Annotated in this window: 16 protein-coding genes; 10 read left to right on the top strand and 6 right to left on the bottom strand. The window is 66.2% G+C overall.

Going from position 1 to position 21,966, the window contains the following annotated elements:
- The first annotated feature begins 173 nt into the window (after positions 1 to 173).
- Together rpsB and tsf are read left to right on the top strand one after the other, a co-directional pair.
- Entirely contained in the window at positions 174 to 950 is a 777-nt protein-coding gene (gene rpsB / locus T8T21_RS03495) for a 30S ribosomal protein S2 (RefSeq protein WP_183469050.1), read from the top strand.
- 77 nt (positions 951 to 1,027) lie between these two features.
- Complete coding sequence (gene tsf, locus T8T21_RS03490) at positions 1,028 to 1,903, top strand: translation elongation factor Ts (protein WP_322336819.1); 876 nt, start codon at positions 1,028 to 1,030, stop codon at positions 1,901 to 1,903.
- A 284-nt stretch (positions 1,904 to 2,187) separates the two neighbouring features.
- On the opposite strand, the gene T8T21_RS03485 is transcribed toward tsf, so the two are convergent.
- From T8T21_RS03485 to T8T21_RS03475, 3 genes are read right to left on the bottom strand one after another with little or no spacing between them, the layout of a single operon-like run.
- Complete coding sequence (locus T8T21_RS03485; RefSeq protein ID WP_322336818.1) at positions 2,188 to 2,862, bottom strand: helix-turn-helix transcriptional regulator; 675 nt, start codon at positions 2,860 to 2,862, stop codon at positions 2,188 to 2,190.
- Positions 2,863 to 2,890: 28 nt separating this feature from the next.
- Positions 2,891 to 3,421: a hypothetical protein gene (locus T8T21_RS03480; protein WP_221188670.1), complete on the bottom strand. Its 531-nt coding sequence runs from the start codon at positions 3,419 to 3,421 to the stop codon at positions 2,891 to 2,893.
- Positions 3,418 to 4,200 (bottom strand): helix-turn-helix transcriptional regulator, encoded by a 783-nt coding sequence (locus T8T21_RS03475; protein WP_322336817.1) that lies wholly within the window; start codon positions 4,198 to 4,200, stop codon positions 3,418 to 3,420. The genes T8T21_RS03480 and T8T21_RS03475 overlap by 4 nt, the downstream gene beginning before the upstream one ends.
- A 633-nt stretch (positions 4,201 to 4,833) precedes the next feature.
- On the opposite strand from T8T21_RS03475, the gene T8T21_RS03470 reads away from it, so the two are divergent.
- The 4 genes from T8T21_RS03470 (at position 4,834) to T8T21_RS03455 (ending at position 14,340) form a co-directional block, all read left to right on the top strand.
- Positions 4,834 to 8,178, top strand: a complete 3,345-nt coding sequence (locus T8T21_RS03470) for a hypothetical protein (RefSeq protein WP_322336816.1) — start codon at positions 4,834 to 4,836, stop codon at positions 8,176 to 8,178.
- Between the two features lie 153 nt (positions 8,179 to 8,331).
- Complete coding sequence (locus tag T8T21_RS03465; RefSeq protein WP_322336815.1) at positions 8,332 to 10,626, top strand: hypothetical protein; 2,295 nt, start codon at positions 8,332 to 8,334, stop codon at positions 10,624 to 10,626.
- A gap of 115 nt (positions 10,627 to 10,741) precedes the next feature.
- A complete protein-coding gene (locus tag T8T21_RS03460; protein WP_407660128.1) occupies positions 10,742 to 13,000 on the top strand; it encodes a type I secretion system permease/ATPase in 2,259 nt (752 codons plus the stop codon).
- A complete protein-coding gene (locus T8T21_RS03455) occupies positions 12,997 to 14,340 on the top strand; it encodes an HlyD family type I secretion periplasmic adaptor subunit (protein WP_322336813.1) in 1,344 nt (447 codons plus the stop codon). The genes T8T21_RS03460 and T8T21_RS03455 overlap by 4 nt, the downstream gene beginning before the upstream one ends.
- Positions 14,341 to 14,603: 263 nt before the next feature.
- On the opposite strand, the gene ligD is transcribed toward T8T21_RS03455, so the two are convergent.
- Together ligD and ku are read right to left on the bottom strand one after the other, a co-directional pair.
- Positions 14,604 to 17,102 (bottom strand): DNA ligase D, encoded by a 2,499-nt coding sequence (gene ligD / locus T8T21_RS03450; RefSeq protein WP_322336812.1) that lies wholly within the window; start codon positions 17,100 to 17,102, stop codon positions 14,604 to 14,606.
- Positions 17,103 to 17,113: 11 nt separating this feature from the next.
- Positions 17,114 to 17,959 carry a non-homologous end joining protein Ku gene (gene ku / locus T8T21_RS03445; protein ID WP_322336811.1) on the bottom strand — a complete coding sequence of 282 codons (846 nt, stop codon included), beginning with the start codon at positions 17,957 to 17,959 and terminating at the stop codon, positions 17,114 to 17,116.
- Between the two features lie 211 nt (positions 17,960 to 18,170).
- Here ku and T8T21_RS03440 point away from each other — a divergent pair, with 211 nt between their 5' ends.
- Complete coding sequence (locus tag T8T21_RS03440; RefSeq protein ID WP_322336810.1) at positions 18,171 to 19,415, top strand: GAF domain-containing sensor histidine kinase; 1,245 nt, start codon at positions 18,171 to 18,173, stop codon at positions 19,413 to 19,415.
- 113 nt (positions 19,416 to 19,528) lie between these two features.
- Here the strand turns inward: T8T21_RS03440 and T8T21_RS03435 are convergent, their stop codons facing one another.
- On the bottom strand, positions 19,529 to 19,942 hold the full coding sequence (locus T8T21_RS03435; protein WP_322336809.1) for a CBS domain-containing protein: 414 nt from the start codon (positions 19,940 to 19,942) through the stop codon (positions 19,529 to 19,531).
- A 158-nt stretch (positions 19,943 to 20,100) separates the two neighbouring features.
- Between T8T21_RS03435 and T8T21_RS03430 the strand changes: the two genes are divergently transcribed.
- From T8T21_RS03430 to T8T21_RS03420, 3 genes are all read left to right on the top strand, one after another.
- Positions 20,101 to 20,442: a hypothetical protein gene (locus T8T21_RS03430; RefSeq protein WP_322336808.1), complete on the top strand. Its 342-nt coding sequence runs from the start codon at positions 20,101 to 20,103 to the stop codon at positions 20,440 to 20,442.
- Between the two features lie 94 nt (positions 20,443 to 20,536).
- Positions 20,537 to 21,472, top strand: coding sequence for a beta propeller repeat protein (locus tag T8T21_RS03425; RefSeq protein ID WP_322336807.1), 936 nt, complete (start codon positions 20,537 to 20,539; stop codon positions 21,470 to 21,472).
- 1 nt (position 21,473) lies between these two features.
- The gene (locus T8T21_RS03420) at positions 21,474 to 21,965 is read left to right on the top strand and encodes a DUF411 domain-containing protein (protein ID WP_322336806.1); all 492 of its coding nucleotides are present in this window, start codon (positions 21,474 to 21,476) and stop codon (positions 21,963 to 21,965) included.
- Position 21,966: the final 1 nt, after the last annotated feature.

Genomic DNA, 21,966 nt, shown 5'->3' with positions numbered 1-21,966 from the left:
AGCGAAACGGGGCAGGGCCGGGCTTGCCTTTTCCGGCGTGCGGCGCTAAGGGCGGCGCACGATCAATCCCGCAGGCGGGGGCGGGCCTTCGGGGGGAGACATCCCCCAAGGTCCACCGGTTGGGGCATCTGCCCTGATCCTCCGCCGAGGCTAAACCGGAAAGGTATAGAGACATGGCTCTTCCCGAGTTCTCCATGCGCCAGCTGCTTGAGGCCGGCGTCCACTTCGGCCACCAGACCGCCCGTTGGAACCCGCGGATGTCCGAGTACATCTACGGCGCCCGCAACGGCATCCACATCATGGACCTGACCCAGACCGTCCCGATGCTGGACAAGGCTCTGCAGGTCATCCGTGACACCGTCGCCAAGGGCGGCCGCGTCCTGTTCGTCGGCACCAAGCGCCAGGCCGCGCAGCCGATCGCCGACGCCGCCGAGAAGTCGGCGCAGTTCTACATGAACCACCGCTGGCTCGGTGGCACGCTGACCAACTGGCAGACCGTGTCGCAGTCGATCAACCGTCTGCGCGCCATCGACGAAGCCGCCGAGCAGGGCTTTGCCGGCCTGACCAAGAAAGAGCGCCTCGGCATGGAGCGCGAGCAGGTCAAGCTGCAGGCGTCGCTGGGCGGCATCCGCGAAATGGGCGGCGTGCCGGACCTGCTGTTCGTCATCGACGTCAACAAGGAAGACCTGGCGATCTCCGAAGCCAAGAAGCTCGGCATCCCGGTCGTCGCCGTCGTCGACACCAACTGCTCGCCCGAGGGCGTGGACTACGTGATCCCGGGCAATGACGACGCCGCCCGTGCGATCGCCCTGTATTGCGACCTCGCCGCCCGCGCCGCTCTCGACGGCATGAGCGCGCAGCTCGGCGCCGCCGGCGTCGACATGGGTGCGATGGAGCAGTACACCGAAGAGCAGCTCGCCGCTGAGGCCGAAGAAGCCGCTGCCCAGTAAGGGCGATCCGTCACATCACGGTTGCCGGGCGCGGATATGCCGCGCCCGGAGTCCATTCAAATTCTAGGAGAGACGCGATGGCGATCACCGCGAGCATGGTCAAGGAACTGCGCGAGAGCACCGGCGCAGGCATGATGGACGCCAAGAAGGCGCTGACCGAAACCGACGGCGACATGGAAGCCGCGGTCGACTGGCTGCGCACCAAGGGTCTGGCCAAGGCCGCCAAGAAATCCGGCCGCACCGCCGCCGAGGGCCTCGTGGCCGTCGCGGTCGAGGGTGGCCGCGGCGTGGCGATCGAGCTGAACTCGGAAACCGACTTCGTCGCCAAGAACGCCGACTTCCAGGCGCTGGTCTCGAAGATCGCCCAGGCCGGCCTCAAGGCGTCGAGCCTCGAAGAGCTGAAAACCACCGAGGTCGACGGCAAGCCGGTCGACACGCTGGTCACCGATGCGATCGCCAAGATCGGCGAAAACATGACCCTGCGCCGGTTGGCCGCGATCGAGGGCGAGAAGGTCGTGACCTACGTCCACAACGCCGCCGCGACCGACATGGGCAACATCGGCGTGCTGGTCGCGCTGACCGGTGGTGACGAGGCCTTCGGCCGTCAGGTCGCGATGCACATCGCCGCCGCCAACCCCGCCGCCCTCGGCGAGGCCGATCTCGACCCCGCGATCGTCGAGAAGGAAAAGCAGGTCCAGATGGACATCGCCCGCGAAAGCGGCAAGCCGGAGCAGGTCATCGAGAAGATGATCGAAGGCCGGATGAAGAAGTTCATGGCCGAGTCGACCCTGCTGGGTCAGGCCTTCGTGGTGAACCCCGACCTGACCGTCGAGCAGGCTGCCAAGGACGCCGGCGCGACGATCACCGGTTTCGTCCGGATGGCCGTGGGCGAGGGCATCGAGAAGGTCGAAGAGGACTTCGCCGCCGAGGTCGCCAAGGTCGCCAAGGGCTGATCCATCGCGATCGGTACGAGAAATGAGGACGCCGCCCGGTTCGGGCGGCGTCCTTTTTCGTGTCCGGTGTCGCGACGCGGGCCCCAAACGAAAGCGTCGCGCCCGTCGGCGGTGACGGACGCGACTGCTTCATGCTGGACTAACCGACCTGCTGCTGTCGGTATCGTCACCAGACCGGTCAGGCCTGATGTCGAGTGGTCAAAACACCGTCACTGGTTGAATACTTCTCGAATCTGTCACGGATCGGGATTCGGCGTAAGTGGGGTATTCCTCAGTTTTTGCCGTCACCTGTCCTTTTGGTCCAGTACGCCGCCCAGTTGAGCAGCCCGGAACACCGCATGCGTGGTGTTGCGCGCGCCCAGCGCCTCCCGCGCCAGGCGAAGATGCTTCTCGACCGTGGTCGGCGTCAGATTGAGCCGTTCGGCCACCTCTCGCATCGTGTAACCGAGCGCGACCAGATCGAGCACCTCGACCTGCCGGGGGGTCAGCTGGATGCAGCGGCCGGGCAGGGAGGTCAGACGGAGGTGGAAGACGGCATTCTCGGCCTGAACGGCGGCATGAGGCGGCGACGCGGCCGTCCCGTCGCCGCGGCCGAGCGCGATGGCGCCACGCCAGCGGGCGCCCGCGTCGCCGAAGCGCAGGGTATGCGCCGGCCCCGGCTGGCAAGGGGGCGCGTGCATCTCGCCGATCACCCACCGGGCGATCTCGGTATCGTCGATCCCGAGGGGACGAAGGCTGCAGCCGCAAGGATCGGCGCAAAGCAGCATGCCCTCGCGCGGCGTCAGTGTATCCGGATCGAGATCGGGCAGCGCGGCATAGCAGATCCGGTCGATCCCATGGGCCGCCATGCGCGCGTGATGGCCGCGCCACAACCGCTCGGGATCGGTCATGGCGGTGAGGGAGAGGATGTAATCGGCGGTGTCGTCCCTCGGCGGCATATCGGTCGGCGGCATCTCCATGTCCTGTCGTCGGTCGCGGCCCCTTCAGTCAGACCGGGAATTTCTCGGCGATGATCAATGTCCAGATATCGTGGTTCAGTTGGCGCAGCGCGTCGATGGTTTCGACGACCCGCTCGATGGCCTCGGCGTCGACCGCGTCACTTTGGCCCATCTTCAGGCCGGTCTTGCGATCCGCGATCCGCATGGTGATGGTCCGCGCCGCGCCGCTTTCGGCATCGAAGCTGTAGAGCGAATGGCTGTAATGGTTGCGCAGCGCTTGATGCCGGCGGATCCGGCCGGTCAGTTCGAGGATGCGGTCGCGCAGCTCCGGCGCGCTCCGGCCCGACTTGGCAAGGCGCTCGACCAGGTCGAGTCGGGCCCGGGTGGTGTTCAGGGTGAGAAAGATGATGACGGCGCTGGTCTTGTCGGTGCCCGCGAGCCCGGCGATCAGATGGATCAGCAAGCTTTCGGTGTTGCTCCAGCTGTAATTCATGTGCCCGACGAGCAGCAGGAGCCGATCGAACTCGCTCAGCTCCGCCGCGCCGGGAGGGAGCGGCTGGGTGGCCGCTCCGGGTGTCATTTGCGCGCGGCCGCCGCCTGGGCGGCCTCGACATGCCCCAGATACCAGACCACCGCGCCGGTTCGGTTCGATACGCCGAGCTTGCGGATCAGATGATGGATGTGGAGCTTGACCGTGTGCTCGGACAGACCGAGCTCGGCGGCGAGGATCTTGTTCTGCTTGCCCTGCGCGAGAAGCGTGAGCACCTCCCATTCGCGCGGCGTCAATTCGCCCGCGTGGTCGTCCTCGGCTGGCAGCGCCGCGGGGGTGAGTTGCACGGCTTGCTCACCCTCGAGGGTCGTCACCTGTCCGTTGCTGATGCTCAGCGCGTGCAGGGCTTCGATCGGAAAGACGAGCTGCCCGTGAAGCAACAGCCGTACCATGGAGATGAGCACGTCGATCTGCACGTTCAGCGGCAGGAGACCCAAGCGCGGCGTGGCATCCTGCTGCAGCGCATGCAGCAATAAAGCCTGGTCGGGCGGTTGATGCTGATAGGCGAGAACCAGTCTCTCGGCACCGCTCATTTTCAAGAAGCGCGCGGCGTCGGCCAGATCGGCCACATAAGTGGCGTCCATGATGATCAAGCGGTGATGCGCCTCGGCTTCCGCCCATGCCTGCGGTTCGCCCTCATCGTGAAGGGCGGCCCGTCGGAACGAAATCGTGGGAAATCCTTTGGAAAGAAGGTCAATGAGGCCGTCTGGGAAACAAAACTCGTCACCGACCATGGAAACATAGGGACTATGCGCAATGTGCTGGTCCGAAACCTTGCGAAGCCCGAGGGCTCTGTCGCGGGAAAACATGGATCACCTCGAAAAATGAGACGTCTATTTTGCCACAATGCTGGCAAAAAGAAGTGTATCCACGAGGCCACGCACGGCACATATATCCAAAGATTAAACTTGGTAAATTGACAGTATCTTGCACTCCACAGCTTGTCCTTTGGTTTTCTCGCGCCAGAGCTGCAACTCGACATCAAAAACAAGCCGTTAAGATGCCGCTGTGTTGACGTAAGGTCGCCTCATGTCGGCAAGATCCTGCCTCCCCCCTGCAACTTCACGTTAGTGTGATCGTTCGGTTCGGTTGGCACGAAACAGGAACTGCCCTGATTTCAGGCAGTCCTGCCGCTGAATCGGTCTAGTCGCTATTTCCGGGCTGCTCGATTCATGGCTTCGCGGCACCCTTTCCCCATCGGGTCGGGACTGGCCGGATGATCGTCCTTTGATTGATCGCCGCGTTTGTCCTCGGGTCGGTGCTTTAGCGGACCAGTCGGGGAGGTTTTACCCATAGGGAACGAACGACGCCCATGAGGCCATCGGCCTCGAGGCGGCTGTCCGACAGGACGCAACTACCAAATCTTCCAACCATACGCGATCGCGACCACCGCTTTGGACAGACTGGCGGTGCACGGTGGCGGCATCTCTGGAGACTTTGAAATGAGCACGCGCAACGGTAACGGCGGAAACGGCCTGTTCAGCTTCGGCCCGAACGGTGGTCAACATGACGACTGGGACGGAGACGAGTACGACTATGAAGAGCCCAATGGCGAAGTCGATCCCGAAGAGGAGATGGGTGACGGCAACAACAACAACAACGACAATGACAATGACAATGACAATGACAATGATAACGACAACGACAACGACAACCACAACGGGAACTTCAACAAGAACCTGAACAAGAGCAAAGCCAAGAGCGACGCCGAAAGCGACGCTGACAGCCACAGCCACTCCAAGGGCGACGCCCATGCCAAGGCCTGGAGCGGCAGCGACAACGTCAATACGAACGACAACGACAATTACAGCAAGACGGATGTCGACGTCGACGTGAACGTCGGTATTGGCATGGATCTCGATGATGTCGGCGCCCATAACGACAACGACATCGGCGATTTCGACCTGAAGAACTCCAACGGCAACAAGTTCTTCAACGCCAAGGGCTCGATCGATTACGATTACAACCCGGGCGATGACGTCGGCATGGATGACGTGCTGAGCGACTCGCTGGGCGGCGGCGGCAATGACGCCGGCATCGTCAACCTCCAGCAGATCAACCTCGACGACACCGACAACATCGAGAACGCTACCGTTTCGAATGCCGGCGGCACCTTCACTCAGAATGGCACTGCTACAGGTGGCCATGCCAAGTCGGGTGACGGCATCAATGCCGGCGGCGACGGCGGCCAAGGCGGCAGCAACGCCCATTCCGAGGGCGGCGATCCCGATGCTGGCCAGGGCGGCACGGCCAATGGCACCGCCAATGGTGGCGCGAGCGGCGCTGGCGGCAACGCCAACACGACCGGTGGAACCGGTGGAAATGGCGGCGGCTCGGGTGCCAACGGACATATGGTCACTGGTGCGGATACCGACGGCAACACGAATGCCACCGGTGGCCGTGGCGGTGACAACGACTCGACCAACAACGCCACTCAGACTCCTTCAACTAACCAGAACGACAATACGTCGACCGGCGGAACCGGTGGCAGCACCGACAACGACAACGACTTTGATACCAAGACCAAGTCCAAGGCGTATTCGGACGATGAAGGTGGCGATGGCGGCGACGTCGATACCAAGGCCGAAGGTGATGCCAGCGATGCCAATGTGTCTGCCCATATCATGTCCAGCGGCGGCAAATCGGGCGACATCAAGAGCAAGAACGACGTCGACGTGAAGGCCAAGGCCAAGGGCGATGCCGATGGCGGCAATGGTGGCAACTCGGATCCGACTGCCACTACCGGGACGACCAACAGCACGGCCGGCGATGCCAACAGCACGGCCGGTAATGGTGGCTCGACCGGCGATCAGAAGGGCAAGATCCACGCCGATACCGAAGCCGACGCGGATGCCAAGCATGACGGCGGCAACGGTGGTAATGGCAACGGCAATACCGATGGCGATGCCACTTCTACCGCCAAGGGCCATGCCGATGGTGGTGAATCCGGCAAGGCCGATGGCGACGTGACCGGTACCAACACGTCCACGACCAGCGGCGATGCCACTGGCGGCAAGGGCATCGGTGGCGATACCGACAACGACTCGACCGCCAAGGCCAAGGGCAAAGCCGACACCGACGCCACCTCGGGCGACGCCACCAATACCTCCGAGGCCAAGGCCAAGGCTGACGGCGACGGCGGCGCAGGCGGCGGAACCGACAACGACGCCATGTCGATGTCAAAGGCCAAGGCCGACGGTAACGGCGGCGCGGGCGGTGCATCTGACAGCGACGCCAAGTCGAAGGCCTATGCCGATGGTTGGGCCGATGGCGGCAATGGGGGCAAGACCAACAACGACGCTACGACTAAGGCCAAAGCTGACGGCGACGGTGGCGACGCAGGGGGCGACGACGACGGCTACATGATCCCCTACGGCCGCCCCGGCAAAGGTGGCAATAACGGCGAAGAAGGTGGCCAAGGCGGCGATGCCGAACACGAGGTCAAGGCCAAGTCCATGGCGGATGGCGACGGTGGGGCCGGCGGTGCCGGATCGACCGATAGCGACGCCAAGTCCAAGGCCATGGCCGATGGCGATGGCGGCGCCGGTGGTGCGGCCGACAACGACTCCATGTCCAAGTCCAAGGCCGATGCTGAGGGCGACGGCGGTGCCGGTGCCGCGGCCAACAACGACGCCCATGCCAAAGCCAAGGGCGAGGCCGAAACGAAGGCGAAGGCTGGCGATGCCGACAACACGTCGAAGGCCAAGTCCCAAAGCGATGGCGACGGCGGTGCCGGAACCGGCGGCAATGCAGCCCACGCCGATAAGGCCAATGCCCAGAGCCAGGGCACGACCGACTCGGATAGCGGCGCTGGCGGCGCGGCAGACTCTGCCAACAAGTCCAAGGCGCATACCGACGCTTCGGCCGACAATGATGGCGGAGCGGGAGGAAGCGCCTCCGGTGACGGCGGCACGGCCGACAACAAGACCCACAGCGACGTGCACAACAAGGCCGAAGTGGGTGGCGTGAACGGTGGTGGAGCCGGCACGGACAATGACGCTACTGTCGACACCGACAATGGCAACAAGGTCCACACCGGCGATGGCGGTGCCGGAGGCACCGACAACGACGCCACCAACGCAGTCAATGCGAACTCCAACGGCCATACCACCGGCGAGTCCGGCGGGGGAACCCTGACGACCAACGGCACCCATACCAACACCATCTCGGGTGATGCGATGGCCGATGGCACCGGCGGCGTCGGCGGTGCAACCAGTTCCGACAACGACTCGACCTCGACCAGCACCAACACCGGCACTACCGAAGGCGATGGTGGTTACGGCGGTCTGTCGGAGATGGCCCTCGAAGCGATGGCGATGGCGGATGCCGACAACGACTCCGACATCGACACCGGCTACGGCGGGGCGGCTGACGGCTCCATGACCACCAACGCGGCGACCTCCGCGGCTGGCGCGGTGGCATCGACCGCCGATGGCGGCAACGCCGGCGCAGCGAGCGCTATGGGCGGTGCAAGCGGCAGCGCCAATGGTGGCATGGCCGATGGCGGCATGGCCTGGGGCGGTGACGCGATGGGCGGCAATGCCGGCAACGCCATGAATGGCGACGGCGGCGGCGGCGGCAACGGCGGAAGCTGGGGCTCGGGTAACGGCGACTCCGGCTACGTCACCGGCGAATCCTTCGCCTCGGCGGCGGCGCAGCTCGATCAGAGTGCGTTCAACCAGGACATCGTGATGGGGGCCAACGTCCTCGGCAACACGGTGGACATGAACGTGGTCGGCGGCTCCTTCAGCTCCACCTATGTCGGCGACGACCAGGACGGCATGTAAGCCGCGAGACGATCCGGGGCCGGTCTTGCGACCGGCCCCGGTCACCATTCGGCCGGTGGCGGACCGGCATCGTCAATCTCCGCCAATCCGAATTCCACTTGGCAGCCACGGGTCCAGGCCCGGCTCGGGAAAGGCGGGGTCAGCAGCAGCATCATGATCCGAGAACGCGTCACCGACAGCATTGCCCATTTCATAGGCACCTTTGAGCTGGCCGAAGAGGCAGCACGGCTCAGGGCCGATTACGACAGTTTCAGAGCGGCCCAGCTCCAGGATCAGGAGCTCGGGCCGCTTGTCTTCGAGGGGTTGCGGCTGGTCCAGAAGTACAAGATCGAGGACCTCGACCCTAAGGTGAAGTACACGCCGCTTCCGCCGCCCTATGCGCCGCGCGAGGCCGAGTTGCCGCCGCTGCGCCTGCCGCCGGACGAGAAGATCGACCTGCTTCCCCCGATGCCGGTCAAGCAGCAGGACGAGGTCAAGCTCGAGCAGACGGGATCCGAGGGCGTGACGCCTGAGATGCCGCCGCCCTCGAGCGTCGCGACGGTCACGATTTCTGAAATCTGGCTCGACGATAGCGACCTGTTCGGCATCCTTAACCCGGCGGACCTCGCCCGCGCGCTGCAGAACGCGATGCAGATGGACGGCGCGCTGCGGACCCTTGCCGAACAGCTCGATGAACTCGCACCATTCGCAGCACCGCTGGCCGGGATCCTGGCCAAGGCGGGCGCCGGGTTCGACTGGGCCGGTATGACCGAAGAGATCATGGTCAAGGCCGCGAGCCTCGAAGGCGGCGCGCTCGGTGCGGTGGTGCTGCGCGGCGAGGCGGCGCAGGGGCTGCATCTCGACGGGGTCAGCGTCGAGGAACTGCCCGACTGGATGACGCTGCGGCCGATCTATCAGCGCCTCAAGGATCCGGACGAGGACGGGCGCGAGCCGGGCACCGCCCCGGCCGACAGCTTCGAGGCGCGCTTTGCCGAGGCGATGCGCGGTCCCGGCGGCGAGGCCGGGCCGGTCTCCTACCGGGAGGATCTTCCGACCCATCAGCTGGTCACCGGCGGCAACACGGCGATCAACTCCGCCTCGATCAATTCCGACTGGCTCGACGCGCCGGTGATCGTCGTCGAGGGCTACGCCCGCAACTTCGACGCCATCTCGCAGGTCAACCTGCTGTTCAACCGCGACAGCGGGCCCAGCGCTTCGATGGAGTCCGGACCTTCGCTCGCCCACAACGCGGCGCAGATCACCACCGTGTCGAACGTGGCTTCCACGGGCGGCTGGATGGGTGGCCCGATGGGCTATGCGATCGCCCGGATCGAGGGCGATCTGGTGCAGATCAACACGGTCCAGCAATACAACTTCGTCAACGACACCGACCATGTCCGGATCAGTTTCGGCGGCTACGAGCTGCGGCTCGGCACCGGTGACAACTCGCTCGCCAACATCGCGACGCTGAACCAGTTCGGCTGGAACTTCGACGTGATCTTCGTCGGTGGCAACATGATCGACATGAACATCGTGCGGCAGGCCAACCTGTTGCTCGATGACGATCAGATCACCGGCACGGTCGGGGCCACGGGGCCCGGCGGTGCGGGCGCTGCGCCCGCGGTCGGCGGCAAGAAGCTCGATGCCGGCAGCGACAGTGTGCACAGCAGCAAGAAGACGCTGGAGATTGGTGGCGACAAGACGGCCAGCAGCAGCAAGGCCGTGGATGGCAGCAGCAAGAGCGCCGCCGACCTCAAGGGCGTCGAAGGGCCGAAAGGCAATGGCAGCGACAAGACCGCTCCGAAGACGACCGAGGTGGCGAAAGCCCCGGCCGCCGAGCCGGCACCGGCAAACCTCCTCTACAACGAGGCGCGGATCGAGACCAAGGGCGTCGACACGGCGGCCGAGATGCCGAACGCGCTGTCCAATGCCAGCAAGGCCCTGACCGGCGGCGCCCAGCAGATCGGGCAAGAGGTGCTCGGTCTCGATTTCTTCGACGGCGTCGAGTTTCTGAAGGTGCTGGTCATCGAGGGCGACTTCATCACGCTGAACTGGATCGACCAGATCAACGTGATGGGCGATTCCGACATGGTCGATGCCTTGCAGGGCGAGCTCGCCGCGAAGGACGGCGCGCAGATCATCACCGATTCCAACCTGTTGGCCAACCTCGCCTCGATCAACGATCAGGGCGTCGACAGCCAGATCATGGCCAAGGGCGGCACCTATGACGACGCCTTGTTGCACCAGGCGGGGCTGATCGACGAGACCGCCGCGCCGCAAGGCGTCGGCATGGCGGCCTTGGCCAACGAAGCGGTGGCCTTCCTCGCAGAGGGGATGGTCGACGGCGCCGAGGGCCTTGCGGCCGGGACGATGGAAGACGCGATCGCGGCCGGAGATGCCGCGACGCAGGCTGGATTGGCTGGGGCCCAGGCGGGCCAGGCCGATCTGATGCAAACAATGCTGAGTTGACGGGGTTTATGATATGCGCGTGACAGAGTTCGTCAGTCCGACCCGGGTCGATCCGCCTTTGCGGCGCCCCACGGACCCGACCGGCTTGCCTGGTTTCCTGGTTCGTCCGGCCCGGATGGCCGAGGGCGGAACGGCGGAAGCACCGCAGGCCGAGGCCCCCAAGGCGACGGCAGCGCCAGTGCAGGCGGTCCCGGAGCAGGCGAATAGAGCGCCGGCGACGACGGCCAAGGTCACCCCGGTGCAGGCGGCGCCGCAGCAGGTGGCAAGGCCGCAGGCCGCATCCCAACCGACGACGGAGGCGCCGGCCCAGAAGGTGGTGCCGACCGACCCACCGGCCGCGGCGCCCGAGGCGCCGGGCGATGCCACGGCCAAAGGGGCAGGGGCCGCCGATCCGGTGACCGCCCGTGCCACGCCGGATCCGGAGGAAACCGTCGCGCGCGGGCCTGAGGATCCGACCTTGCCGGGGCCGATCATCGAGGCCGATCGTGGACCTCTGCGCCGCAAGACGCCGGGCCTCGAAGGCGGCGACACCGGTGGTCGCGGCAGCGGCGATGACGGCGGCGGCGGTGGCGGCGGCAATGGCGGCGCCGCGCCGCCGCGCTTCCACAAGCGGGTCGGACCCGAGGATTACGGCCGCGCGCTGCGGCTCGGCATCCGTGCCGTGCGGCGCAACATGGTGATGGTTTTGGTGCTGACCTGCGCCACCAACTTGTTGATCCTCGCCATCCCGATCTACCTCTTCCAGATCTCGGACCGGGTGCTGACCAGCCGTTCGGTCGACACGCTCATCATGCTCACCATCGTCATCGTCGGCGCGGTGATCCTGCAGGCGGTGTTCGACGCGATCCGGCGCTTCATGCTGATGCGCACCGCGGTCGAGGTCGCCGCCCGTCTGGGCGCGCCGATCCTGAGCGCCGCCTCGGCGGCCGCGCTGCACGGTTCGGGCCGCGAGTACCAGACGCTGGGCGACCTGCAGCAGCTGCGGGGCTTCCTGGTGTCGGGGACGCTTCTGTCCTTCCTCGACGTGCCCTTCGCGCCGCTCTTCATCCTCGCGATCTTCCTCGTGCACCCGCATCTCGGCATGATCGTGGTCGGCACCTCGCTGGCGCTGCTGGTGGTGACGCTGATCAACCAGAGATGCACGGCGCGCTCCTTTGCCGAGGCCAACGCCGCGCAGAGTCGGGCCAACCTGCATCTCGAGTCGATGGCCCGCAACAGCCAGATTATCAACGCCCTGGCGATGATCCCCGAAGCGGTGCGGATCTGGGGCCGTGACACGGCCACCTCGCTGACCGCGCAGGTGAAGGCGCAGGACCGCAACATCGCGGCTTCGGCGATCTCCCGGGCGGTGCGGCTGCTCACCCAGATCGCGATGCTCGGCTGGGGCGCCTATCTGGCGATCCAGGGCGAGATCACCGGCGGCATGGTGATCGCCGCCTCGATCATCGCCGGCCGCGCGCTCTCGCCGATCGAGGGCGCGATTGACGGCTGGAGCGCCTATGCGATGTCGCGCTCCTCCTATGGCCGGATCACCGCGCTGCTGCGCAATTCGCGCCTGCAGTTCGAGCGGCTGAACCTGCCGCGACCGGAAGGGCGGCTCGACGTGGAGCGGCTGCTCTACGTGCCGGGCGGTACCAAGCAGGTCGTGCTCAACGGTATCAGCTTCTCGCTCAGCCCGGGCGACACTCTCGCCATCATCGGCAATTCCGGCGCCGGCAAGACCACGTTGGGCAAGATGCTGGTGGGATCGATCCTGCCGACATCGGGCAATGTCCGTCTCGACCTGATGGATCTGCGCAACTGGGATCCGCGCCAGCTCGGCGAGAATATCGGCTACCTGCCGCAGGACGTGCAGCTCTTCCCGGGCTCCATCAAGGACAATATCGGCCGGATGCGCGAGGACGCGACCGACGCGCAGATCTACCACGCCGCAGCGCTGGCCGACGTCCACGAGATGATCGCCAACCTGCCGCAGGGCTACGAGACCGTGGTGGCTGCCGACGGATCGCCGCTCTCGGGCGGGCAGAAGCAGCGCATCGCCTTGGCGCGGGCCTTCTTCGGCGACCCGCGCTTCGTGGTGCTCGACGAGCCGAACTCCAACCTCGACAGCGCCGGCGACAAGGCGCTGGCGCGTGCGATCCAGCACGCGAAGAAGAACAAGATCACGGTGATCGTGGTGACGCAGAAGCCGTCGCTTCTCACCGCGGTCGACAAGATCATGCTGCTCGGCGACGGCACCATCCAGATGTTCGGCGAGCGGATGGAGGTGCTCAAGCGGTTGGCCGGTGACAAGGCGGCGGGCGGCACGCCGCGCATGCCAGGGCAGGGCGGGGCACCCCGCATGCCGGGCCCGAATGGGGGAGCCGGGAAATGAACCTGCCGCAAACGACGACAGCCGATGCAGGTGAGTGGTTCGTTGAGGTGCCGCGTTCGGTGCGCCGGCATACCGTCATCGCGCTGGCGCTGCTGGTGGTGACCTTCGGTGGCTTTGGCGCCTGGGCCTTCGGCGCGCCGCTGGCCGCGGCGGTGATCGCCCAGGGCAGCTTCGTGGCCACCGGCCAAAACAAGATCGTCCAGCACCTCGAAGGCGGGATCATCGACGAAATCCTCGTGGCCGAGGGCGACAGGGTCGAGGCGGGCGATCTGCTGCTGCGGCTCGACAGCACGCAGGCGGTGGCCACTGAGCGAGAATTGCAGCTGCGGCAACTGCGCCTCGAGGCGACGCAAGCCCGGCTGCTGGCCGAGGAAGAGCGTCGCGAGGAGCTGACTTTCCCGCGCCACCTCGAGGCGGCGCGCGCCGATCTGGCGGTGGCCGACATCCTTGACGGGCAGGAGCTGACCTTCCGGGTGTCGCGCGCTGCGCTCGAAAACGATCTGTCGCTCCTGGAGCGCAACGTGCAGGCCCTCAAGATCCGAGCCAGCGGCTACGCGGCCCAGCTGATCACCCATGGTGGCCAGCTCGAACTGCTTTCCGCGGAGCTCGCCGACAAGGCCAAGCTATTCGAGCGCGGATTGCTGCGTCGGCCTGAACTGATGGCGATCGAGCGCGCAAAGCTCGAGGCGCAGGGCCAGATCGGCCGGCTCGAGGCGGAGATCGCCGAGATCGAGGAAGTGATCCTGAAGCATCAGGACCAGATCGCCCAGGAAGTCGACCGTTACCGCGAAAAGGCTCTCGACGAACTACAGGCCGTCGAGGCTGAACTCGAGAGCATCCGCGAGCAATCGCGCGCGGCGCAGTCGGTCCGTGCTCGGGCCGATGTCGTGGCGCCGGTCTCCGGCACTGTGGTTCGGCTGTACTTCCATACGGCCGGCGGCGTGATCGAGAGCGGTCGGCCGATCCTCGAAATCCTGCCGGTGGACGAGCCGCTGATCATCGAGGTCCAGATCCCGCGCGTCGAGATCGACAGCGTGCGGCGCGGCCAGCCGGCGACGGTGCAGTTGACCGCGCTCAACCAGAGGACGACGCCGGTTCTGGACGGAGAGGTGTTCTACGTCTCGGCCGACGCGATTTCCGAAGGGCTGGGGCCGGAGATGCGGGAGGTGTATCTCGCACGGATCTCGCTCGAGCCGGAGCAGCTGGAGCGGGTACCGGGCTTTTCACCGACGCCGGGCATGCCGGCGCAGATCATGATCCAGACGGCGTCGCGGACCTTCGCCCAGTACATCACGAAACCGATCAAGGACAGCATGACGCGCGCGTTCCGTGAGAGGTGAACCGTATATAGAGTAATGGATGAATACGCTTGGTAGTTCAGCGTGCTTACATAATACCAGTTATGAGCAATCCGTTATGACGGCAGATAAGACGTCGTAACCTGTCGATGTCTCCTCCTTCTCAGTTTGAAATCAAGTGTCTGGCGCGCCTCTGTTCGCGCCAGACATTCTTATGAGCGCAGGATGCTGCGAGTGGCAGCTTCTACAATTCATCCGCTCTCGCTGAGAGCGCCTGATCATGAGCACCGGGCTCGGAGAGCCGCCTAGTCGGCCTCTTCGAGCCAATCCTCCATCGCGTCGAGCACCGATTGCGACAGCCCCGGCGCGCCCCGGCTGGCGTCGAGCAGCGGGCAATCTCGTTGCGCTCTCGCGACGGCCGCCTCGATGTCGAAGCCGTCTGCCCGGTCCAGTCGCGCGAGCTCGTCCCAATCCACGGGCACCGCGACCGGTGCACCGGGACGCGCCCGCAGTGAATACGGCGACACGGCCGTGGCCGCCGCGCCGTTGCGCAGCCAATCGATGAAGATCCGTCCCTTGCGGCCGGACTTGGATGCCGTCGCGGTAAAGCGTTCGGGCGCACGCCGCTCGAACCCGCGCGCCACGGCCTCGGCGAAGCCGCGCACCGTTTCCCAACCGGCTGTACGGCGCAGCGGGACGACGACATGCACGCCCTTGCCGCCGGTGACCATCGGCGCCGAGGCTAAGCCGAACCGCGCCATTAGATCCCCGATCTCCCGAGCCGCTTTCCGCACTGCGGCGAAGCCCAGATCTTCATCGGGATCGAGGTCGAAGACCAACCGATCCGGCCGATCGAGCCGGTCGTTGCGCGCCCCATGGATATGCACTTCGAGCGTCCCCATTTGCACCGCGCCGAGGAGCGCCGCGGGATCGGGAAGTGTTATGTAATCTGCGCTGCTGCCGTTGGTCTCGGTCAGCCGCACCGACTTCACCGCCTCGGGAAACCCCTTGCCGGGATGGCGCTGGAAGAAGCGTTGCCCATCAAGGCCCGAGGGCATCCGCACCAGCGCCACGGGCCGCCCGGCGGCATGCTCCATCATTCGCTCGGCCACGCGGTCGTAATAGCGCGCGACGCCGCCCTTGCTGAGCGCCGGTCCGGGATAGATCACGCGGTCGGCGCTGGAGATCCGGATGCCGCGATACTCCACCTCGCCTGCCCCGTCGGCGCGATCGACGGCAAGCTCCTGCGCGGCGCTGACCTCCTTCGCGCCCTTGTCTTCGCGGAGCCCCTGAAACACGCCGTGGCGGAGCTGGCCATCGGCCGTCAGCTCGGCGTAGCGCACTTGTGCGACCAGCTCGGGCGTGATCCAGCGCGCGTCCTTCGCCACCTCGCGCGGCACGTCGTCAAAGGGCGATGACTTGCACGCGAGCGGCTCGATCCTGTCCGCCAGATCGCGCATCGTCTCGGCGTCGAAGCCGGTGCCGACCCGTCCGCGATAGATCAGACGGTCGCCCTCGAAACTGCCCATCAGCAGCGAGGCGAAAGGACGGCCCCGCTTGTCCGAGGGCGACCAGCCCCCGATCACGAACTCGGCGCCCTTGATGCATTTCACCTTGATCCAGTCGGTCGAGCGGCCGGAGCGATACGGCGCGTCGGCGCGCTTGCAGATGATGCCTTCCGCGCCTGCGCCGCAAAGATGGGTCAGCACCTTCTCCGCCGCGCCCTCGATATAGGGCGAAAGCCGGATCGCCCCGTCCTCGGGCATGTCACCCAGCAGCGCGTCGAGCGCCGCGCGACGCGCGCGCAGCGGTTTCCTGACCAGATCCTCGCCGTCGAGATGCAGCAGGTCGAAGGCATAGAAGGTCAGCGGATCGCCATTCGACAGCGCCTTCTGAAGGGTGGAAAAATCGCCGCCGCCCTCCCCGGCGGTCACCTCGCCATCGATCAACGCCGCCTCGCAGGGCAAGGCTTCGGCCGGGCCGATCAGCGGCGCGAAGCGGTCGCTCCAGTCATGGCCATTGCGGCTCCAGGCCTTCACCCCGTCGGCGCCGATGGCGAGCAGGCAGCGATAGCCGTCGAATTTCGGCTCCTGCCACCACTCCTCGCCCACGGGGGCCGTCTCGCGCAGCGTAGCGAGCTGCGGCGTCACCGGTGCGGGCGTCGGGTAGCCGCGCCCTGCCCCATTGCCGGTCTTCTTTTCGGCCTTCTTGCGGCGTTTCGACCCTTTTCCGGCGGCGATCTCCTCCATGCGCCGGCCGCTCTCGATGGAGATGTCATGGCGTTCGGTCAACGCGTCGGGCTGATCGGTCGCCGTCTCGTCGCGCTCCTTGATCAGCAGCCAGTTCTCGCGGCCCTTGTCGCCCTTTCGCCCGCCCTTCATCCGGACGAGTGTCCAGCCGCCCCGCATCCTCTCGCCATGCAGCCGGATCTTGAGCTTGCCCGCGGCAAGCGCCGCCGCCGGGTCGTCGTCCTGCGGCTCCCAATGGCCGCGATCCCACAGCATGACGGTGCCCGCGCCGTATTGTCCCTCGGGGATCACGCCTTCGAAGCCCGCATAGTCGAGCGGATGGTCCTCGGTGCGGACCGCGAGGCGCTTCTCCTGCGGGTCGTCGGACGGGCCCCGGGTCACGGCCCAGGACCACAGCGCGCCGTCATGCTCGAGCCTGAAATCGTAATGCAGGCGGGTCGCGTCATGCTTCTGCACCACGAAGCTCAGGCGATCGTCGCCGCGCCGGCCCTTGCCGCGCGGCTCCGGGGTTGCCCGGAAGTCGCGCTTGGCCTCGTAATCCTTCAGCCGGTCCACGGCGCGGCCTCCTACGAGGCCTTCTTGCGCGGCGTGGACTTCTTGCCGCCCGAAGCCTTGTCGGCTGCGAGGCTCTTCTTCAGCGCCGCCATCAGGTCGACCACGTTGCCCTTGGCATCGGTCTCGACCTCGGGTTTGTCTTCGCCCGGCTTGGCGCGCGGCGCCTTCTTGGAGCGGGACTTGCGGGCCACCAGCTCCCTGAGCGCCCGGGCATAGTGATCCTCGAAGATCGAGGCGTCGAACGGCGCCGATTTGCTCTCGATCAGCTGGGTCGCGACCTTCAGAAGCTCCTTGTCGGCCGGGTCGTCCTCGATCTGGCTGAAGAGCGGGTCGGCCTTGCGGATCTCGTCCTCGTAGCGCAGCGTCTCGAGCAGCAGCCCGTCGCCGCAAGGCCGGATCGCGCAGAGGTATTCGCGCCCGCGCATGGTCAACTGGCCCAGGCCCACCCTGCCCGTCTGGCGCAGCGCGTCGCGGACGACGCGATAGGCGTCCTGCGCGAGCTCGTCGGCAGGCACGACGTAGTACGGCGCATCGTAGTAGAGCGGCGCGATCTCGCCCTGCTCGACGAACTGCACCATTTCCAGCGTCTTCTTGGTTTCGAGCCGGATCTCCTCGATCTCTTCGGGCTCGATCAGAACGTATTCGTTCTTGGCGGTCTGAAAGCCCTTCACGATCTCGTCCGTGTTGATGGGGCCGAGCCCCGCCACCACCTTCTGGTAGCTCACAGGCTTGCCCGAGGGCTTGTGGATCTGCCGGAACGAGGTCTTCGACCCGCTTTCACGGGCGGAATGCAGCTCGATCGGGATCGCGACCAGCGACAGGCGCAGCTGGCCCTTCCAAACGGGACGCGATGCCATGTCGGTTCTCCGCACAGGGATGTTTCGACCTAAACGGGATCGCTGGTGGCGGGGTTCCCGGTGGGCCCAGCGAGGGTGTCGTTACGAGGCTCGCGTCCCAACGCACAGGGTGACCTGTACCTTAGCCTATTGCGGTTGGGCACGGGCTGCCATTGTCGTTCCCCTGTGATCGTGAGAGGTTGCCCCTCATGTCTTTTGACAGGGGTGCGGAATGAGCGACGAGATGCTGCGGCAGGCGACCATCCAGGATCATGCCGCATTTCTTGCAGGTGGACACGACTTCCAGGATGACATCGCAACGCTCACGCAGAGTGATCTGGTGGGCACGATCCTCGAAACCGTCATGCTCGCCACCAACATGCGTTTCGCCGGTGTCGCCCGGGTCACGGCGGATCGCTGGGTCGCCTGCCGCACCGTGGACGAGATCGATTTCGGCCTCGCCCCGGGCGACGAGATCCAGATCGAATCCACCTTCTGCCAGACGGTGCGAGAGACGGCGCGGAAGGTCATCTTCAACGATGCCGCGACCGATGAGGATTACGGCGATCACCCGCTCGCCGCCCAGTTCGGCATCGTCAGCTACGCCTCGATCCCGATCCGCCGCAGCGATGGCAGTTTTTTCGGCACGCTCTGCGCGATCGACACCGAGCCGCGCGATGTCAAACATCCCCGGGCCGTCGCGATGCTGGAGATGTTTGCCGACATCATCGGCCAAAGCCTCGAAACCGAGGAACGGCTCGAGGCGCAGGAACGCCTCGTCGAGCAGGAGCGCGAGATGGCCCGCATCCAGGAAGAGTTCGTGGCCGTGCTCGGGCATGATCTGCGCAATCCGGTGGCCGCCCTCGAGGCGGGGTTCCGGCAGCTCGACCGGGAGCCGCTGGGCGACCGGGCGCGAAAGATCCTGCCCCTGATGCGGTCGTCGCTGCACAGGATGAACGACCTGATCGAGAACATCATGCTGCACGCCCGGGCGCGTTTGGGCGGCGGCATCCGGATCTCTGCCTCGCCCGATGCGCCGCTGGCCGAGGCGGTGACCCAGGTGGTCGAGGAAATCCGCGCGGCCTCTCCCCATCAGGAGATCACGCTCGACCTCGCCTTCGACCGGGCGGTGAGCTGCGACGCGCCCCGTGTCGCGCAGGCGATCTCCAACCTGCTGTCGAACGCGGTCCGTTACGGCACGCCCGGGCATCCGGTCGCGGTCCATGGCTCGATCGGCAGCTGCGAGGTTGCGATCACGGTCGCCAACCGCGGCGAGGCGGTCCCCGAGGGCCTGCGCCAGCAGCTGTTCCACCCGTTTCAGCGGGGCGTCCATGCGGATGGCGAAGGGCTGGGGCTGGGGCTTTATATCGCGTCCTCCATCGCCACCGCCCATAACGGCCGGATCGACCTCGACTGCGAGGACGGGGTCACGACCTTCGCCTTCAAGCTGCCGCTTCTGGAAGCTGCGGCCACCTGAGCGGGGCTCAGACCGTCCTGCCCTGAACGCCTTGTAACCCGGCATGGCACATCGGCGCAGCCGCCCGGAAAATGGGGCGGCTGCCGGTCATTCGTCGCAACGCCGAAGCCGCCTCAGGGCTGCGAGACCTTCTGGACAAGGTCGGCGGTTTCCGCGCCCTGCGCCTTTCGCGCCACGTCGGCCTGCGCCACGATCCCGCAGCATTTGCCGTCGCCATCCGTCACGACGGCACGGCGCACCTGGCGCTGCTCCATCTTGTTGCAGCACGACGATACATCCTCCTCGGGCGAGGTGGTGAGAACGTCCCTTGTCATGATCTCCGCGACCGCGATCTCCCCTGATTTGCCCTCGGCGACCGCGCCGCAGCAGATGTCGCGATCCGTGACGATGCCGATGGGCGCGCCCGTATCGTCGAGCACCGGCACGGCGCCGATCGAATGCTGCGCCATCAGCTTGGCGGCCTCCTGGATAGTGCTGTCCTGTGCGCAGCAGGCGGGGTCGCGCGTCATGATGTCCTGAACCTGCATGATCCGCTCCTGTGTTGCATGTCAGGAGGAACGGATGAGACCGTCCCACGTTCCGGCGATGAGCGCCTTTCGACGGCGCCCCCGATACTGACGGCTTCGTGAGCGGCTTTCGGCGTCGCCCAGTGGACAGGAAGCGCGCGCCTTCCTAGATCGGCATCATGCGCCTCTGGGTCCGCCTCGCCTCGTTCTGCCTCTCGCTCGCCCTTCTGGGAGGGGTGCTGTTGCACGACGTTGCCGGGGCGCGGATGTCGCTGGACATGACGGCGACGGCCATGGCCGGGCAGCAGGACGACACCTGCCCCGCCTGCGCGCAGGATGCGGAAGAGCAGATGGTCTGCGACTTCGACTGCACTGCCCCCCTGCTGTCGACAGAGACGTCGCCCGAGGCACTGCCGCAGGCGGTCGCCGGGACTATTCTCTCATGGCCCCTCGACGCGACTGCGCGGGCGCGCCAGCCCGGCTTCGATCCCGCACCCCCACGAACCACCATCCTGAGCTGACCGGCCGCACCGCGAGGTGACGGCCCGGTATCGCCTTGTCTGCCTGACCGCAGGCGGGCGTCGAACCGACCTACTCCTCCTCGGGATACCCCTCATGACCATTTTCGTCGCAGGCGCGCTGTCGCGCCGTCGCGTCCTATCCTCCGGCCTTGCCGCGATGGGCATGACGATGCTCGCCCCGGGCCTTGCCCGGTCGTCTCCTCCGGATACCGTCACAGGTCTCGCCTTCGACGGAGCTGCCCTTCTCGCCGCGACGCCTGACGGGTTGCTGCGCCGGGAGGCCGATCGTTGGACCCGATTGGACGTTCCGCCGGGCCCCGTCTCGCTCGCCACCCATCCGGACCGCCCGGGCCTGGTCCTCGCGGGATGGAAGGATGGCAGCCTCCGTCGCAGCCAGGATGGCGGGAAAAGCTGGAGCGCGGCCGATGACGGGCTGCCGGGCGCCGCGATCCGCTCGCTCACGCTGGCCGCAAAGGCACCCGATACCGTCTATGCCGCGCTCGAAGGCGACGGGCTGTGGCGCAGCGAAAACGGCGGCGCGACGTGGGAATTCGTCATGGATCGCCCCTATCTCGGCGGCGCGGAGCATGACGTGCAAAGCCTCGTCTCCGTGGCCCACGAGACCGGCATGGGCGGCATCTGGCTCTATGCCGGGACGCGGGCCGGGCTGACACGGGTGCCCGACTGCTTCTGCCGCTGGCAGGACGTGGTTGCGGGCGACGCGATGGAGGCCCTCGTCGCAGGCGATACCCCCGTGGCCGCCGCCTCGCTGCCCGAGGGAGAACCGGTCGAGATCCTCGCCTTGGCGCCCAATGCGCCGGGGCGCCTCTATGCGGCGCTACCCTCGGGGCTGTGGCTGTCGGAGGATGCGGGCGTGAACTGGGCGCAGGCCACGCGCGAGCCTCTCATCGCTCTCACCGTCGATCCCTCCGATCCGCTGCACGTGCTGGCCGCAGGCACCACCGGGCTGCGCGTCTCACGTGACGGCGGAACCAGCTGGACCTCCTACGAAAATTCCAAGGACAACTGATATGAACCACAAGCTATTCACCGGTACCGCCCTGACCCTCGCTGCCGCCGGCATCATCGGGATCGCGAACATCACCACCGCCGAACCAGACAACGCGGCAGCCGCGCCTGACGAGGCCACCCTCCCCGCCGAACGGCAGATGACGATCTGGCGCGACCCGAGCTGCGGCTGTTGCGACGCCTACGCCGACTACATGGAGGAAAACGGCTATCACGTGACGCGGATCGACGACCGCGATTTCGACAAGCGCTCGATCGAGGCCGGGGTGCCCGAACAGGGCCTTGGCTGCCATCTCGCGGAGGTCGACGGCTATTATGTCAGCGGGCTGGTCCCGGCCGAGATCGTGGCGCGGCTTACGACCGAGCGCCCCGAGATCACCGGCATCACCCTGCCCGGCATGCCGATGAATGCGCCCGGCATGGGCGGCAAGAGCGGCACGCTCAAGACCTACGCCTTCTCGGGCGACGAAATCACGGTGTTCTCCGATGAATGAC

The sequence above is a fragment of the Limimaricola variabilis genome, from assembly GCF_034371605.1.
Lineage (GTDB): Bacteria > Pseudomonadota > Alphaproteobacteria > Rhodobacterales > Rhodobacteraceae > Limimaricola > Limimaricola variabilis.
This window is presented reverse-complemented; position numbering and strand designations above follow the sequence as displayed.